The sequence below is a fragment of the Gilvibacter sp. SZ-19 genome, from assembly GCF_002163875.1.
In the GTDB taxonomy this organism is placed as follows: Bacteria; Bacteroidota; Bacteroidia; order Flavobacteriales; family Flavobacteriaceae; genus Gilvibacter.
This window is the reverse complement of the sequence record NZ_CP019333.1, coordinates 543,695-560,056: the sequence shown is the minus strand read 5'-3', so window position 1 is coordinate 560,056 and position 16,362 is coordinate 543,695. Positions and strand designations below refer to the sequence as shown.

Here is a 16,362-nt window from a genome sequence, read left to right as displayed (position 1 = left end):
TCTTAACGTGTCTTTTCCAGTACGCTTTTCTTGCTGTCTGGATCAAGGATGGTTCCTTTGATCTTGATGGCTTTAACAGGCTCGTCAGCGTTAGAATATACCGTAATGGTCTTGCGAATAGGACCTACACGGCGCGTGTCGTACTTTACTTTGATAGTTCCGGTTGCTCCAGGAGCGATAGGTGCGTCTGGTTTTTCAGGAACAGTACATCCGCAGCTAGATTTAACATCGGAGATGATCAGTGGGATGTTCCCAGTATTGGTGAATTCGAATACGCGAACGCCATCAGCGCCTTTGTTGATTTCACCGTAATCAATGGTTTCTTGTGTGAATTCAATTTTAGCAACCTTATCTTGGGCTTGCACAGCATAGCTCATTAAAGTTACTACAGCTAAAAGAATAATCTTTTTCATGTCTTTTAATTTAGATGACCAAAGTAGGCTTTTTGGGTTAGTTTTTCTGCTAAAAGAGCGCTAAGTCTGTGTTAAAATCACATTTTTTCGACCAAATGCACACCTTTAGTGTGTTTCATTTCATTTCCTATTGCTAAAGTAGCTATTATTTTCAGTTGTCCAAAAAACGCCCAAGCGCTTTTAAATCTTTTAGTATATAACTACTTTTGCTCCCTTATACAGTTCAAAAATCAGACCAAAATGGCATTAGCAGCAAAATACAGCGCTAAGGAGGTAGAGCAGAAGTGGTACAACTACTGGATGGACCAAGGTTATTTTCATTCCGAAGTCAATGAAAAAGAGCCTTATACTATCGTAATTCCACCACCGAACGTGACTGGTGTCCTGCACATGGGGCATATGCTCAATAACACCATTCAAGATGTGCTTATTCGCAAGGCGCGTTTAGAAGGTTACAATGCCTGTTGGGTACCTGGTACGGACCATGCTTCTATTGCTACGGAGGCCAAAGTAGTTGCCAAACTCAAATCCGAAGGGATAGAAAAAAGCAGCTTAACTCGCGATGAATTCCTAAAGCACGCTTGGGATTGGACCCGCAAGCACGGCGGAATCATCTTAGAACAATTGAAACGTTTGGGAGCCTCCTGCGACTGGGAGCGCACCAAATTCACTATGGATGATGATATGTCGGAGTCGGTGATCCACGTTTTTGTTGACCTGTATAACAAAGGGCTGATTTATCGCGGTTACCGTATGGTAAACTGGGATCCGCAGGCCAAGACCACCCTATCTGACGAAGAGGTGATCTATCAAGAAAAACAAGGGAAGCTATACTATGTTTCTTATAAGGTTGCAGGTTCAGAGGACACCTTGACCATTGCAACTACGCGTCCGGAGACCATTTTAGGAGATACGGCGATCTGTATCAACCCGAACGATGAGCGCTTTTCGCATTTAAAAGGCAAGAAGGCCATAGTGCCTATTTGCAACCGTGAAATCCCAATTATTGAGGACGAATACGTAGATATAGAGTTCGGTACAGGTTGTTTAAAAGTGACTCCTGCTCACGATGAGAACGACAAAGTACTTGGTGACAAGCACGGTTTAGAGATCATCGACATTTTTAATGACGATGCTACTTTAAATTCCTTCGGATTGCATTACCAGGGGCAAGATCGATTTGCCGTTCGCAAAGCCATCACTAAAGAATTAGAAGAACTTGGCCATTTGGTAAAAACAGAAGACTACACCAATAAAGTAGGAACTTCTGAGCGTACCGGAGCCGTGATAGAACCTAAACTGAGCGATCAATGGTTCTTAAAAATGAAGGACTTAGCAGCACCTGCTTTAGAAGCAGTGCTTAAAGAAGATGTGGCACTGGTTCCTGGCAAGTTCATCAATACCTACAAACACTGGATGGAGAATGTTCGCGATTGGAACATTTCGCGTCAGTTGTGGTGGGGACACCAAATTCCTGCTTACTATTACGGAACCGGAAAACAGGACTTCGTAGTAGCAAAGACCCCAGAAGAGGCTTTAAAATTGGCGCAAGAGCAAAGTGGTAATGCTGCTTTGACGGCTGCAGACCTGCGTCAGGATGAAGATGCACTGGACACTTGGTTCTCTAGTTGGCTGTGGCCCATCTCTGTTTTCAACGGAATCTTGGAGCCCGACAATAAAGAGATTGAATATTACTATCCGACCAACGATCTGGTAACCGCCCCAGAGATCTTATTCTTTTGGGTGGCCCGAATGATCATTGCCGGTTACGAATACCGCGATGCTAAGCCATTTAGCAATGTTTATCTTACTGGTATTGTTCGTGACAAGCAACGCAGAAAGATGAGTAAGCAATTGGGTAATTCACCAGACCCGATTCTTCTTATGGATAAATACGGAGCCGATGGCGTTCGTGTGGGAATGCTTTTAAGTTCTCCCGCGGGGAACGACTTGATGTTCGATGTGGAGCTCTGCGAGCAAGGAAGTAAATTTGTAAACAAGATCTGGAATGCTTACCGACTTATCCAAGGTTGGGAAGTATCCGAAGCTAAAAAGCAGACAGAGGCAGAAGCCTTGGCCTTAAAATGGTACCGCAACCGCTTTCAGCAAGTGTTGCGCAAAGTAGAGAGTGAGTTTAAACAATACCGCATCTCTACAGCACTAATGGAAACCTACCGTTTGGTATGGGACGATTTCTGTTCTACTATGTTGGAGGCTATCAAACCACCATACGGAGAAGCTGCTTCGGCCCAGACCTATCGCGAAGCCATTGCGATCTTTGAGGACAACCTGCGCATTTTGCACCCATTCACTCCGTTTTTGACCGAGGAACTTTGGCAAGATATTGCCGAGCGTTCTCCAAACGAAGCACTAATAGTTTCTAGCTGGCCAAAACATGAAGAATTCGATGCGGACTTCATAGCCAACTTTGATTTTGCCATGGAGGTGGTTTCTGGTATCCGAACCATTAGAAAGAACAATCAGATCGCCTTTAAAGAAACTGTAGATCTGGTCATTGCAGATAATGAGCAGCAAGGGCGTGTTATGGAACCCATTATTCAAAAGCTGGGCAACGTTGCCAATATTTCTCACGGCGAAGCTGTAGACGGCGCTTTGACCTTTAGAGTTAAGGCCAATGAGTACTTTGTTCCTATTAGTGGAGCTGTAGATGTAGAGGCACAGATAGCAAAGATATCAGAAGAACTCAGCTATACCGAAGGCTTTTTAAAGAGTGTTCAGAAAAAACTGAGCAACGAGCGCTTTGTGAACAATGCTCCGGAGCAAGTTGTAGCTGTAGAGCGCAAAAAAGAAGCGGATGCTTTGGCCAAGATAGAGACGCTTAAGGCGAGTTTGGCTGCCCTGCAATAGTTTATTTCCTGTAGAGTAAATAGTGATTTACGGCCTCGATGTATTTCATTTTGGCCTCGTCTGCCGTCATGTTCTTTATCTGGAACAGTGCGTTGGTCTTAAAGGCAGTAATAAGGGGTTTGGAGCCGCTGGGTAATTCTTTGTTCTTTGTGGCAACCTTGTAATAGGCGTAGAGGCGGAGCAGCAGATCGGCAGGGAAAGGCTGTTCGTGGTTGTTTATAGTTGCCACGGCCTGCTCAAATGCCTTATCTAATTCTTCTGAGTTCATGCCCGCGCAAGCACCGTGAGTCCACCTTTTACTTTCTGATTGAGGCTGACCTCAATTTTGGCGTCTAAGGGAAGAAATACATCTACCCGGGATCCGAATTTAATGAATCCGCTGTCTGCAGTTTGATCGGCGCTTTCGCCTTCTTTGGCGTAGTTGACTATGCGTTTGGCTAGGGCGCCAGCGATCTGTCGATAAAGAACATCCCCGAACTTTTCGCTTTTTACCACTACGGTAGTGCGTTCATTCTCTTCGGATGCTTTAGGGTGCCAGGCCACTAAGTATTTGCCGGGATGATATTTGCTGTAAACCACCTCACCGCCCACAGGATAGCGCGTCACATGTACGTTCAAGGGCGACATAAACACAGAGACCTGTCTGCGCTTGCCTTGGAAATATTCGGGTTCTTCAACTTCTTCTATCACCACCACTTTTCCATCTACCGGAGAGAAAACAGCTGTGGGATCTGCTGTAAAATTGCGTTTCGGATTTCTAAAGAACTGCAAGATCAGAATCAGCAAAATCAAAAATCCACCCATAAGTACATAACGCAACCAAGGCGTGGTCACAAACTGATCCACCGTTAAGACCGAGGCAATGCAGAGTACCAGTGTAGCTAGAATTATGGTATTTCCTTCCTTATGAAACATAACAGTTCAAAATTAAGAATATATACACAAATGGCGCAGCGTAAATAAGACTATCCATCCGGTCATAAATGCCGCCGTGTCCAGGCATGATCACGCCACTGTCTTTTACGCCAGCTTGGCGTTTCATTTTAGATTGCACCAAATCTCCTAAAGTGCCAAAAATCACAACTATGATAGCTAAGATCATCCAGTTAGTGAGTCCATACACGCCGTAGATCATATGTGCAGCGTATCCTACTGCAAGGCCACCTACAGCTCCGCCTAAAAATCCTTCTACCGTCTTTTTTGGTGAGACCCGCTCCATGAGTTTAGTTCTACCTATGGTGCGCCCAACCAAATAAGCAAAGGTGTCGTTGGCCCATAGCATGCACAATACTGCTATAACAACTTTATAGTTAAAAACGTTGTTGTCTAATGGTAAGAGCGATAGCGATGCGATCCCCAGGCAGAGATAACCCACAAAGGCGAGTTTGCGCTGCCAGTCATTGAGCTTTGAATCGGCCTTGAACAACCAAGGCAATAAGGCTAAATTGGCTAAAATATTGGCCGATACGATTAGGGTGGGATCTATTACACTTGGTACTGCCCAATGCAACAAACCGGCCAGCAATCCCAAGACAGGAATTCCTATCCAGACAGCAAATTTGCTCAATCTGCAGAATTCTAGGCTCACAAGAACTCCAAAGACAAAAACGACAATTAAAAAGGCGATTTTGGACCAAAAGAGAGACCCCAAAAGCAGGGAAATGTAAAGCGCTCCTGAAACTGCGCGTATCAAAAGGTCCTTCATGCTATAAGTCTTCCAGAAGCAACAAATATAGGTTTTTTGTGGTACTTCCGTAGCTCATGAAATCCTTTTCCTTTTGGGTTTCAAAATCCTGAATGGTGGTAATATTGGTCGGGATTTTATTTTTGTTGCGGTCTTTGATCTGTCTAAGGCCTTCGCCTATATTTTCGACCAATTGACTGGTGGTAGAAAAGATGATGAAATTGGTTGGGAGTTCCCCTAATTTCTTCTCTCTGATCTGGTTGGAAGAGATGAGTACCGAACCGTTATTTGCGATAAGTGATTCGCAGCGTGACAAGAAAAATTTACTGCTGGATTTGGTTCCGAATTTAAGGTTAAAGCCGTCAAAACGTTCTATGAGTTGCTGGTCTATACAGAATGCTTCCGCTTCGTACCAATCGTTCTCCATAAGAATATTATCGAAGGTCTGCATCAGTTCCTCTAAATTTTCACAATACAAGAATTTTCCACCGTTTCTGCGGAAATTATAAGTGAATTTTTCGTCTATAGGAAGCTGTTTCTCCGGATAGTATTTACTATGCTGTTTGTCCAATGATGTATCCTCGGTAGTTTTGGACTTACCGGATTTAGGATTCAACAGTCTTTTGAACAGACTCATAGGTGCTTCTTGATGGGGATTTGAAACGTTTAACCTCAAAGATAAAAAAAAGTTGGAGCCTAAGACCCCAACTTTAAGAATATCTAAATGTTATTTGTGGAACTACCCTTTTGTTTCTACGGGAATCGTCTCTGGTTTTGGCCACTGACGCTCTCCAAATATGAGTTCCAAATTGTCTTTAAAGATCACTTCTTTTTCCAAGAGTACATTGGCCAATTCGGTGAGCTTGTCCTTGTGCTTTTTAAGCAGGTCCACAGCGCGTTTGTATTGGGTCTCAATGATGTTAGAGATCTCCTTGTCGATCATCTCCGCAGTCTTTTCAGAATAAGGCTTGGAGAAGTTGTAATCGGTTTGCCCTGAACTGTCGTAATAGGTAAGGTTTCCGATCTTGTCGTTCAATCCGTAAATGGTAACCATTGCGCGCGCTTGCTTGGTCACTTTTTCCAAGTCACTCAGGGCACCAGTGGATACTTTTCCAAAGATCACTTCTTCTGCTGCACGGCCACCCATGGCAGCGCACATCTCGTCTAGCATTTGTTCCGGACGAACAATAAGGCGTTCCTCTGGTAAATACCAGGCAGCTCCTAAGGACTGTCCTCTAGGAACAATAGTTACCTTAACAAGGGGAGCAGCGTGTTCTAACATCCAGCTTACGGTGGCGTGACCGGCTTCGTGGAATGCGATCGCTTTTTTCTCTTCTGGAGTGATGATCTTGTTCTTTTTTTCTAAACCACCAACAATTCGGTCTACAGCATCTAAGAAATCTTGTTTGCCAACTGCTTTTTTGCCTTTACGAGCAGCGATAAGAGCGGCTTCGTTACAAACGTTGGCAATATCAGCTCCAGAGAAACCAGGGGTTTGTTTGGCTAAGAAGTCGGTATCTAGCTCTTCCAGCTTTTTAATAGGTCTTAAGTGAACTTCAAAGATCTCCTTGCGCTCGCGAACATCAGGAAGATCCACATAGATCTGGCGGTCAAAACGACCTGCACGCATCAAGGCTTTGTCCAGTACATCGGCGCGGTTAGTCGCTGCAAGTACAATAACGTTGGTGTTGGTTCCGAAACCATCCATTTCTGTTAACAGCTGGTTTAGGGTATTTTCACGCTCATCATTGGATCCGGAGAAATTACTTTTACCACGAGCCCGACCAATGGCGTCGATCTCATCGATAAAGATGATAGAAGGTGATTTTTCTTTGGCTTGCTTGAACAAGTCTCGCACACGAGAAGCACCAACTCCTACGAACATCTCCACAAAGTCAGAACCAGACAAGGAGAAGAAAGGTACTTTAGCCTCTCCAGCCACTGCTTTGGCCAAGAGGGTCTTTCCAGTTCCCGGAGGTCCTACCAATAGTGCTCCCTTTGGAATTTTACCACCTAAGGAGGTGTATTTCTCAGGATGCTTTAAGAAATCTACGATCTCTTGAACTTCTTCTTTAGCACCTTCCAAACCGGCTACATCTTTAAAGGAGGTCTTTACTTCTGTATTCTGATCAAAGAGTTTTGCTTTAGATTTTCCTATGTTGAAGATCTGTCCGCCAGCTCCGCCAGCTCCTCCTGCAGACATGCGGCGCATGATCAAGATCCAGATCCCGATAATGATAGCGAAGGGCAACAAGCTGATCAAAATATCGCTCATTACGCTTTCTTCTGTGGTCCGTTTTACTGTGGTCGCAGATTTGCCCGCTTCTTTAAGCTCGTTGTTGATCTCTACGATGCGCTCCTCAAAGAACGTAGGGTCACCAAACTGAAATTCGTAATCTGGAGTAGTTGCAGAACTCACCCTAAATGAACTCTTGTCGGTATTCTGGTGTTTGTCTTTGAGCTTGGCATCTGGAGTCAAGTAAACTCGTGCTTTGCGCGTATTGGCCACAACGACCAATTCTTGAACGTCGCCATCACGCATATAGTCTAAAAATTCCTCCTGCGTAGTAGCAGGCGGTTTAGACCAACTGTTGCCACCCATGAATTGGATGCTCAATAATATCACTATAACGATCCCGTAGATCCAGTATGGACTGAACTTGGGTTTCTTTACTTCATTATTTTTCTTTTCCTCCGCCATTTCTTGCTTTTAATAAGTAGATTCGATCTTGATGGAATGGGCATCGCCCCATAGGCCTTCGATATCGTAAAATTCTCGAATGTGTTTTTGGAAAACATGCACCACTACATGAACGTAGTCTATCAAGACCCACTCGGCATTTTCGGTTCCTTCTACATGCCAGGGCTTTTCGCGTAATTCTTTGCTCACAGATTTCTGAACGGAATTGACAATCGCATTGACCTGCGTGTTCGAGGTACCGTTGCAGATAATGAAATAATCGCAGACCGTATTCTCAATTTCTCGCAAGTCCAGGATTTCTATATCCTGTCCTTTAACCTCTTCAATTCCCCGTATTATTTGAGTGATTAATTGATCTGTTCCTACTTCTTTTTTTGACATTAAATCTGTTTATTTATGCAAAGTTATTACTTTTTTTGTTCCTTAAAGACGTCATCCATTTAAGATTAACAGAATATTTAAGTTCCTCCCTTGAAGCTAATCAAACTTAATGCCACCCTTTCTACCAATGACTATCTGAAAGCGCTTTTAAAATCTGGGCTTCCAGCGGAGCAAACCGTGGTCATTGCCAAAGATCAGACCCAAGGGAAAGGCCAACACGGAAACCGATGGTATTCTAAAGCGGGCGAAAGCCTTACCATGAGCCTCTACCGACGTTTTGAGCAGCATCCGGAGGTCTTTGCATTTATGCCGCAAATGGTAGTGGCCCTTGCGGTAAAAAAGCAGTTGGATGCCCTGAAGATTCCCGCTGTCAGTATTAAATGGCCCAACGACATTATGTCATACAACAAAAAGCTCGGTGGCATACTCATAGAGAATATTTGGACAGCCGGAAAACCTGCTCATCGGGTCATTGGGATAGGATTGAATGTCAACAATGAACTCCCCGAGGATCTGCCACGGGCACACTCGCTCAAACAACTCACTGGGAAAACCTATGAGGTGGAAGAACTCGGGATGCGTATAGCCGCACAAGTCTATCAGTACTTTGATGACTTTCGCTTAGTGAATCAGCAAGATTGGTATGCAGCGTACCTGCAAGTGCTTTACAAAAAGGACAAGGCTGCTACTTTTCGCTGCGGAGCGAATCCACCCTTCACCGCCTTGATCAAGGGAGTAACTCCAGATGGCGAATTGGAATTACAGCTGGCAGATGACTCCCTGCAGCAATTCGCCGTAAAAACGATAAAAATGGAATACTAGATCGTTTGTAGCTGATCTGTCAATGCTTCTAAGAACGATTTGATAGGGCCTTTGATCATCATCGCCATCATAGCGTTGAATTCTCCTGCAAAGTCTAAAGTAGTTGCAGATTTATTAGCCTCTAGCTCTTCTATATTAGCGGTAAGTGTGAAAGGTAATTTATCACTTTTGGCGCCTAGAACAACCTGATTTGGAGCGTTGATCTCCTTGAGTTCCAAGGCGATCTCAGGCATACCTTTAAGAGCAAAGACAAAGGCGTTATCACCAATGAGCTCAAATTTTGCAGTGTTCTCTGGCATGAGCTGCTCAAAGTTCTTTACATCGCTTAAAAAGTCGCAGACTTCTTGAGCTGATTTATCTAGGGTTACGGTCTTGCTTGTTAAATTCATAGCTTATTGCATCCAGTTGGCGGGATCTTTACGCCACTGTTGTAAAGTTTCTAATTCGTCTTTGGTGATGTATTTGGATTTTTCGGCCTGTTCCAATAAATGCTGATAGTTACTCAAAGTGTGCAGTTGTACCTGAGCCTCTTCAAAATTGGTTGTTGCCGTATCGAATCCGTAAGAAAACAAGGCGAGCATACCTTTTACCTGTGCGTTGGCTTCTCGCAGTGCCTTAACGGCGTTCAAACTACTTTTCCCAGTACTGATCAGGTCTTCCACAACCACTACAGATTGATGCTCTTCTAAAATACCTTCGATCTGATTCTGACGGCCGTGCTTTTTAGGCTCCGGACGGACATAAATGAAGGGTAAATTCATATAATCAGCAACCAACATACCTATACCAATGGCCCCAGTAGCAACTCCTGCAATAACATCAGGTTTGCCGTAGAGCTCTTCGATCTGTCCGGCCAAGTGTTCTCTTAAAAAGTTGCGAATGTGCGGATAAGACAAGGTGATCCGATTGTCACAATAGATAGGTGACTTCCAACCAGAAGCCCATGTAAAAGGGTTTTGTGGTTGCAATTTTATTGCATTAATTTGCAACAAAAGTTCAGCGGTTTTTTGAGCCGTTTCCTTTTTCAATATCATTTTGCAAATGTATTATAAAGTTTTTATAAATGAGATTCCGGTGATACTTTCCACGGAGAAATCCATCGGTAAAAAGTACGTCTCTATCCCTATAGAACTGGTGCGTTTCAAAAAGTTGATCAAAAAGATCGAGAAAGGAGAGCTTACCCACGTGAATCTCTACCACGCAGAGGTCGACAAACTCGAATACTACCTGCGTAAAAAACTAAAAGTAGTGGAAGCTGGTGGCGGTTTGGTCTACAACGACAATAAAGAAATATTGTTTATCTACCGCAATAAGAAATGGGATCTGCCCAAAGGCGGATTGGAGAAAGATGAAACTCCAGAGGACGCTGCAGTTCGAGAAGTACAAGAGGAAACTGGTGCCAAGAAACTCGAGGTGACAAGATTTATTCAAAAGACCTATCACGTCTTTAAGCGCAACGGCGAGCGCAGACTCAAGATCACCTACTGGTACGAAATGCACACCTCGTACAGCGGCAATCTAAAACCACAGACCAAAGAAGGTATCGAAAAGGCGAAATGGAAGAATTTTGCCCAAACCCAAAAAGCACTTCAAGGTAGCTACGAGAATATCAAGCTACTCTTTCCGAAGGAGTATTTAACCACCCACCCTGTAGATCGGATAGCGTAAATGCGCTGCCTCATAGTAGGGCGATCGCTTGTGTATCCAATCCAGTTGTGCATACCAATTCTGAGCAAAGTTCGCATCGGCGGCCTTCTTTGCTTCAAACTCGGCTTTGATATCGGGGTTCTCGTTTAAGAATTCCAAGGCAAGATCTTCCCAGACATAGGGCGAGAAACCTTCTTTTTGTTGCAAAATAGTATCGAAGAAATTCCAATTGAAAAAGGAGTCCACCGCCGTTGGTTCTAATGTTTCCAGTAGGTAGCGAACAGCTTCTTGTTGCGTAGAGACTTTATAACTGCCTTTAGCAATGAGAACATCGGTTTCTATAGCCTCTACTTGGGTATTGTAATGCGGATAATGCCCTTCATACGGTCTGTTGTAGGTCTTATAGTCCGCTATGCGGTAGCTGGTAACGCTTAATACAGTGTCCTTATCGAATTGATCCATGCTCACACCATTGGCTCTTAAACGATTTATGATCGGCCACCAACCTTTGGGGATAATGTAATATTCTGGGATGGTTATGGTATCTGTGGCTTTGAAATAGTTGTAATAAGTGACCGGTTTTTCGAAAGCTTGATCGCGATCGTATTTAAGGCGATTGGCCCCGGTGATAGCACTTGGAATGTAGGTACCCTCAAATCCTTTAAAATTCAAGCTTGAGGTCTTACTGCTGTCTACCGTCCAGCCGATCGGATAATCAGCCCCTACGGTATAATTCTTCCAAGCATTGCGTTTAACTTGTTTGATCTGCTCCGAATTAGATTCAGCAAATTCCAATACCGATTGCATCAGCGCATAAGTACCCATAACGCGATCTTTATAAGGCTTGAGCATATGGGTCTCTACCATTAGACCAAGGGTATTGAACAGGCTGGTGTAACCTGTAGAATATCTGGGGCCGTCCAGAAATTGTGAAAAACCCGATTCTGGAGTGCGGTTGAACACATTTACGTAGGGAGTAATATCCCAACCTTTTGCTTGCAAGGAATCTTCTAGTGCGGGCATCATTCTTTCGTGCAAAAATGTACCAGCTTGCCCCCCGAGTTTATTGTGTTGGGTAAAAAGATGGGTGAGTGTATACTGGTAATCGGCACCATTGCTCACGTGGTTGTCTATAAACACATCCGGATCCAACAACTGAAACAACTTGTGAAAGGCCGTGGCGTTGCGGGTGTCGCTTTTGATAAAATCCCGATTCAGGTCAAAGTTTCTAGCATTACCTCTGAATCCGTATTCTTCCGGACCGTTTTGATTTGTTCGGCTGTGGGAGTTGCGATTAAGTGCACCTCCAATATTGTAAACCGGAATAACCGCGACTATAAGGTTTTGAGGCACTTGTATCTTTCCTTGTGCCAAGTCTCTCATAAGCATCATACTAGCATCTATACCGTCACTTTCTCCAGGGTGGATCCCATTGTTGATCAAGACCACGGTTTGTTTGCCGTCCAAGCCTAGCTCTGAATCAAAGCTTCGATTTGGGTTGAAAGTCACTAAATGCAAGGGATTACCGCTGTCTGTCCTATCCATTTCGTACATGGCTACAGAGGTGTAAGCCTCACTCAAGTCCTCGTAGTAAGAAATAACCGCCGAGTACTCAGGGGTTTGCAGTCCATCCGACTGCTCAAAAAGGGTGGTAAAATCGGCTTCGGAATTTACATCAGATTTACACGATAATAACAGTAAAATAAAGGAACAGGCAAGGATTCTGTGCATAGTGCTTTGAAATTTAATGGCTTAAAATTATAAAAGAATAGGATTTTCACTTTGTTCTTTCAACTTTTAAATGCTACATTTACGATGTAAAACTAATCTTAAAACAAATTGACATGAAGAAAATTACTCTTTTATTGGCCTGTCTAATGGTAGCAGGCGTGTCGTTTGCACAAACAAACGTGGACATGGCTAACGCTATCCAAATCGGTGCGCTTCCATACACTGATGTTGATGCCAACGTTCCAAATGGTACTCAAGAAGAAGGTCAAGTAGGATGTAACTTCAACGTTCCTTCGCTTGATTACAAATTTGAAGTAGTAACTGGAGGTACGGTAACTGCAACACTTTCTAACCCTGTTGGTGTTTCTGATCCAGTATTCTATTTCGCTACTACTCTTGACGAAACTGATCCAACTGGATTGACTGTAACTGATAACCTAGGTGGTATTGGAGCTGGATGCTTTGATAACGATGCTGGTCTTGACGGTACAAGAACTGCTATCTTCAACGATGGAGATATCGTGTTCATGCTAGTTGCTAACGAGGCTATCTCTAACATCGATGTTTCAGGAGATGCTGTACTTGCCACACTATCTACTGCAGACAACAACCTAGAAGGTGTATCTGTTTATCCTAACCCTGTAAAAGACGTGCTTAACGTTACTGTTCCTGTAGGAGCTGAAGTAACTAGCGCTAAGCTTTTCGACGTATTGGGTAGAGACACTGGAGTTGTAATGGTAAATGGAGCCATCAACACTTCTGGTCTTTCTAACGGGATCTATATGTTTACTTTAGAAACTACTGAAGGAAACTACACAACTAAGATCGTTAAGCAATAAGACCTAGTCTATTGCAAAAGAAACCCTGCCAAACGGCAGGGTTTTTTTATGTCTTTATTTTCTAACGGTGTAAGGAACCAAGTTTTGGTAATTCCCATTGTATTTCATGATCTCTCTCACTATGGAAGAAGAGATGTGGGTTACCTCTGGAGAAGCCATTAAGAAAACGGTTTCTACATCGCCGGCCATAACGCGGTTGGTCTGAGCTATGGGTTGCTCGTAATTGAAGTCCTTAGTGCTTCTTAAACCTCTTAAGATGAATTGTGCCTCAACACTTTTACAAAAGTCTACGGTAAGGGTATTGTAAGTGGCAATGCTGATTCGACTTTCTTCTGCAAAGGTCTCTTCTAAAAAGCGTTTGCGCTCTTCTAAGCCAAAGGTGTACTGTTTGGCTGAATTAACTCCAATGGCCAATACGATTTCGTCAAAGAGTTGCAAACCGCGTTCTATGATGTCGCAATGTCCTAAAGTGATCGGATCAAAAGAGCCTGGAAATACTGCCTTTTTCTTCATGTTTACTAAGATACTATTTCTGCGGCAATACGTTGTGTACCAATTGTGCAAAGAGCTCTGCTAGCGGTATGCCTGCCGTTGCTGCTTGCTTAGGGATGATACTGGCTTCAGACAAGCCCGGATTGGTGTTGACCTCTAAGAAATAAGGTTCGCCATCTTGAAGAATAAAATCACATCGCACCAAACCACTCATTTCTAAAAGTCCGTAGATTCTAGCGGTCTCTGCCTGAGCTTTAGCCGTTTCTTCCTCGCTTATTCGCGCTGGGGTTATCTCTTGGGATTTCCCCAAATATTTCGCTTCATAATCAAAGAAGTCATTCTCACTAACTATCTCTGTGGGCAATAATACTTGAACATCTCCATTCTTGTCGTAGGCACCTACGCTAACCTCTGTTCCTACCAAGGCAGTTTCTATTAAGATCTGATGATCTTCTTCGAAAGCCTTGTCTATTGCAGGTTGTAATTCTTCCATCTGATAGACCTTAGTCACGCCGTAGCTGCTTCCGGCACGGTTCGGCTTCACAAAACAAGGAAAACCAACGGTCTTGACAATCTCTTCTAAGGCTACCGGAGTTTGTTTGTTAAGGTAATACGATTGGGCACATTTGACTCCAAACTGCTTCAATACAGCCAAACAATCACGCTTGTTAAAGCTCAGTGCGGCTTGATAGAAATTGCAGGAGGTCTGCGGAATACCCAACAATTCGAAATAGGCTTGCATATAGCCATCTTCTCCCGGTGTACCGTGAATTACATTAAATACAGCATCTGGCACTACTCGTTCTGAATTCACCTCAAAACTAAAATTGCCTTTGTCGACCCGGTGCTTTTTATTTTTGCCATCCAGATAATACCACTGATTGGGTTCAATATGCACGGCAAAAACCTCAAAACCTGCATCTTGCAAGTGTTTTACCACGGTGGCTCCACTTTCCATAGAAATTGATTGTTCGCTGGAAAAGCCTCCCATAATTACGGCAACTTTAATGGGCGTCATAAGATTGTGCAGATTTTAGCGTTTGTTGTTTAAGTTTCAGCTGTGGCTGAACCAAATCGTTGAGCAGTTGTAATATCTTCTCAAATATATGTATTTTCGTCTTTTAAATTAACTATTCGTTTTAATGAGTTTCGTTAGATTCTTACTGACCAAAACATTCTTAAAACAACTTGGCTTGGCCCTTTTGGTTGCCGTTGGATTTGTCTTTGTATTGCTGTTCTATCTGCGGATGAGTACCAATCACAATCAACAGATACAGGTGCCCGATCTGGCCAAAATGACCTTAGATGAGGCAAACCTTGCACTCACAGAATTGGACTTGCGTTGGGAGGTCTTAGATACTACCAATTACAATCCAGATTATCCAAAACAGTCTGTTATTGAACAACTGCCAAAGGCAGGAAGTATGGTCAAGGAGAAACGAACCATTTATCTTACCGTAAACCGATCGGACTACCGTTCGCTTCCTGTACCCAATGTAGTTGGACGAACCAGACGACAGGCCGAACCTACCTTGGTTTCTATGGGCTTTAAGATCGGAAAGGTAACCTACAGACCTTATATCGCTAAGGATGAGGTCTTGCAATTACGTCATAAAGGTGAACTCATTGAACCAGGGGCGATGTTGCAAAAGACTGCAGTTATAGATCTCGTTTTGGGCGATGGTAAAGGTAACCTGCGCATGGGACGCGAAGCTGATTCCGGTATTGATTCTGATTCCGATTCCGATGGATAAAGAGGCCTTGGAACAAGAGGAAAACGACGATCTTTACGAACACCATCGATTTGTAGCGGAAAAAGGTCAGCAGCCACTTCGCGTGGATAAATTCCTGATGAACTATATTGAAAAGGCCACTCGCAATAAGATCCAAAAGGCTGCTACAGCGGGTAATATATACGTTAACGACGTTCCCGTAAAATCGAATTACAAGGTAAAACCACACGATGTTGTGACGGTGATGTTCGCCCATCCGCCGTATGAGTTTCTGTTGGTTCCAGAAGACATTCCGCTCGACATAGTTTATGAAGACGATGCCGTATTGGTGGTCAACAAACCTGCAGGAATGGTGGTGCATCCAGGGCACGGAAATTACAGTGGAACTTTGATCAATGCCCTGACCTATCACTTTGAGAATTTACCTAACAATAGTAGCGGTAGACCTGGCCTAGTGCATCGCATTGACAAAGATACCAGTGGTTTATTGGTGGTTGCTAAAACCGAAGAGGCCATGACTCATCTGGCTTCACAGTTCTTCAATAAGACCACAGAGAGAACCTATACCGCTTTGGTTTGGGGCAATATGGAAGAAGATCAAGGCACTGTAGAAGGTCATATCGGCAGACATCCTAAAAATAGACTTCAAAACACGGTCTTCTTAGGCGAAGAAGCCGACCTGAAAGGAAAGCCAGCGGTAACTCATTACCAAGTTCAGGAGCGTTTGGGCTATGTTACTTTGGTTTCCTGCACTTTAGAGACAGGTCGTACCCATCAGATCCGTGTACACATGAAACACATTGGTCACACCCTTTTCAATGACGAACGTTACGGTGGCGAAAAGATCTTAAAAGGAACCACTTTTACCAAGTACAAACAATTTGTGGAGAACTGTTTTAAAGTGCTACCGAGGCAAGCTTTGCATGCGGCAACGTTAGGCTTTGAGCATCCGGTTAGCGGTGAATTCATGCGTTTTCAAGCAGCTTTGCCAGAGGATATGGAAAAGTGTATTGCCAAATGGCGCGACTACGCCAAGCATATGCAGTAGTAT

At 43.7% G+C, this 16,362-nt stretch carries 18 protein-coding genes; 6 read left to right on the top strand and 12 right to left on the bottom strand.

What is annotated here, in order from left to right; translation table 11 throughout:
• Window positions 1-2 precede the first annotated feature (2 nt).
• Window positions 3-413, bottom strand: a complete 411-nt coding sequence (locus BTO09_RS02600) for a DUF1573 domain-containing protein (RefSeq protein ID WP_087523179.1) — start codon at window positions 411-413, stop codon at window positions 3-5.
• A gap of 240 nt (window positions 414-653) precedes the next feature.
• Here BTO09_RS02600 and BTO09_RS02595 point away from each other — a divergent pair, with 240 nt between their 5' ends.
• The gene (locus BTO09_RS02595) at window positions 654-3,281 is read left to right on the top strand and encodes a valine--tRNA ligase (RefSeq protein ID WP_087523178.1); all 2,628 of its coding nucleotides are present in this window, start codon (window positions 654-656) and stop codon (window positions 3,279-3,281) included.
• 1 nt (window position 3,282) lies between these two features.
• Here BTO09_RS02595 and BTO09_RS02590 read toward each other — a convergent pair whose 3' ends face one another.
• The 6 genes from BTO09_RS02590 to rsfS all read right to left on the bottom strand — a co-directional run bounded on the left by BTO09_RS02590 (window position 3,283) and on the right by rsfS (window position 8,047).
• Complete coding sequence (locus tag BTO09_RS02590) at window positions 3,283-3,549, bottom strand: acyl-CoA-binding protein (protein ID WP_087523177.1); 267 nt, start codon at window positions 3,547-3,549, stop codon at window positions 3,283-3,285.
• Window positions 3,546-4,196, bottom strand: coding sequence for a phosphatidylserine decarboxylase family protein (locus BTO09_RS02585; protein ID WP_087523176.1), 651 nt, complete (start codon window positions 4,194-4,196; stop codon window positions 3,546-3,548). Before BTO09_RS02585 ends, BTO09_RS02590 begins: the two co-directional genes overlap by 4 nt.
• Window positions 4,186-4,986, bottom strand: coding sequence for a phosphatidate cytidylyltransferase (locus tag BTO09_RS02580; protein WP_087523175.1), 801 nt, complete (start codon window positions 4,984-4,986; stop codon window positions 4,186-4,188). The genes BTO09_RS02585 and BTO09_RS02580 overlap by 11 nt, the downstream gene beginning before the upstream one ends.
• A 1-nt stretch (window position 4,987) precedes the next feature.
• A complete protein-coding gene (locus BTO09_RS02575; RefSeq protein ID WP_087523174.1) occupies window positions 4,988-5,602 on the bottom strand; it encodes an LUD domain-containing protein in 615 nt (204 codons plus the stop codon).
• 102 nt (window positions 5,603-5,704) lie between these two features.
• Window positions 5,705-7,666, bottom strand: a complete 1,962-nt coding sequence (gene ftsH, locus BTO09_RS02570; protein ID WP_087523173.1) for an ATP-dependent zinc metalloprotease FtsH — start codon at window positions 7,664-7,666, stop codon at window positions 5,705-5,707.
• A 9-nt stretch (window positions 7,667-7,675) separates the two neighbouring features.
• Window positions 7,676-8,047, bottom strand: coding sequence for a ribosome silencing factor (gene rsfS / locus BTO09_RS02565; RefSeq protein WP_087523172.1), 372 nt, complete (start codon window positions 8,045-8,047; stop codon window positions 7,676-7,678).
• A 90-nt stretch (window positions 8,048-8,137) separates the two neighbouring features.
• Here rsfS and BTO09_RS02560 point away from each other — a divergent pair, with 90 nt between their 5' ends.
• Complete coding sequence (locus tag BTO09_RS02560; protein WP_087523171.1) at window positions 8,138-8,869, top strand: biotin--[acetyl-CoA-carboxylase] ligase; 732 nt, start codon at window positions 8,138-8,140, stop codon at window positions 8,867-8,869.
• Here BTO09_RS02560 and BTO09_RS02555 read toward each other — a convergent pair.
• The gene (locus BTO09_RS02555; protein ID WP_087523170.1) at window positions 8,866-9,258 is read right to left on the bottom strand and encodes an orotate phosphoribosyltransferase; all 393 of its coding nucleotides are present in this window, start codon (window positions 9,256-9,258) and stop codon (window positions 8,866-8,868) included. The two genes, BTO09_RS02560 and BTO09_RS02555, sit on opposite strands and share 4 nt — an antisense overlap.
• 3 nt (window positions 9,259-9,261) lie before the next feature.
• Complete coding sequence (gene pyrE / locus BTO09_RS02550) at window positions 9,262-9,903, bottom strand: orotate phosphoribosyltransferase (RefSeq protein ID WP_087523169.1); 642 nt, start codon at window positions 9,901-9,903, stop codon at window positions 9,262-9,264.
• Between the two features lie 7 nt (window positions 9,904-9,910).
• Between pyrE and BTO09_RS02545 the strand changes: the two genes are divergently transcribed.
• Window positions 9,911-10,537: an NUDIX hydrolase gene (locus BTO09_RS02545; RefSeq protein ID WP_087523168.1), complete on the top strand. Its 627-nt coding sequence runs from the start codon at window positions 9,911-9,913 to the stop codon at window positions 10,535-10,537.
• On the opposite strand, the gene BTO09_RS02540 is transcribed toward BTO09_RS02545, so the two are convergent.
• The gene (locus BTO09_RS02540; protein WP_087523167.1) at window positions 10,505-12,247 is read right to left on the bottom strand and encodes a M14 family metallopeptidase; all 1,743 of its coding nucleotides are present in this window, start codon (window positions 12,245-12,247) and stop codon (window positions 10,505-10,507) included. The genes BTO09_RS02545 and BTO09_RS02540 overlap by 33 nt on opposite strands.
• Before the next feature lie 113 nt (window positions 12,248-12,360).
• Here BTO09_RS02540 and BTO09_RS02535 point away from each other — a divergent pair, with 113 nt between their 5' ends.
• Window positions 12,361-13,086 carry a T9SS type A sorting domain-containing protein gene (locus tag BTO09_RS02535; protein ID WP_087523166.1) on the top strand — a complete coding sequence of 242 codons (726 nt, stop codon included), beginning with the start codon at window positions 12,361-12,363 and terminating at the stop codon, window positions 13,084-13,086.
• Window positions 13,087-13,140: 54 nt separating this feature from the next.
• Here BTO09_RS02535 and coaD read toward each other — a convergent pair whose 3' ends face one another.
• Both coaD and BTO09_RS02525 read right to left on the bottom strand, forming a co-directional pair.
• A complete protein-coding gene (coaD, locus tag BTO09_RS02530) occupies window positions 13,141-13,599 on the bottom strand; it encodes a pantetheine-phosphate adenylyltransferase (RefSeq protein ID WP_087523165.1) in 459 nt (152 codons plus the stop codon).
• A 13-nt stretch (window positions 13,600-13,612) separates the two neighbouring features.
• Entirely contained in the window at window positions 13,613-14,596 is a 984-nt protein-coding gene (locus tag BTO09_RS02525; protein ID WP_087523164.1) for a D-alanine--D-alanine ligase, read from the bottom strand.
• A 124-nt stretch (window positions 14,597-14,720) separates the two neighbouring features.
• On the opposite strand from BTO09_RS02525, the gene BTO09_RS02520 reads away from it, so the two are divergent.
• Complete coding sequence (locus BTO09_RS02520; protein WP_087523163.1) at window positions 14,721-15,332, top strand: PASTA domain-containing protein; 612 nt, start codon at window positions 14,721-14,723, stop codon at window positions 15,330-15,332.
• Window positions 15,325-16,359, top strand: coding sequence for an RluA family pseudouridine synthase (locus BTO09_RS02515; protein WP_087523162.1), 1,035 nt, complete (start codon window positions 15,325-15,327; stop codon window positions 16,357-16,359). The genes BTO09_RS02520 and BTO09_RS02515 overlap by 8 nt, the downstream gene beginning before the upstream one ends.
• Window positions 16,360-16,362: the final 3 nt, after the last annotated feature.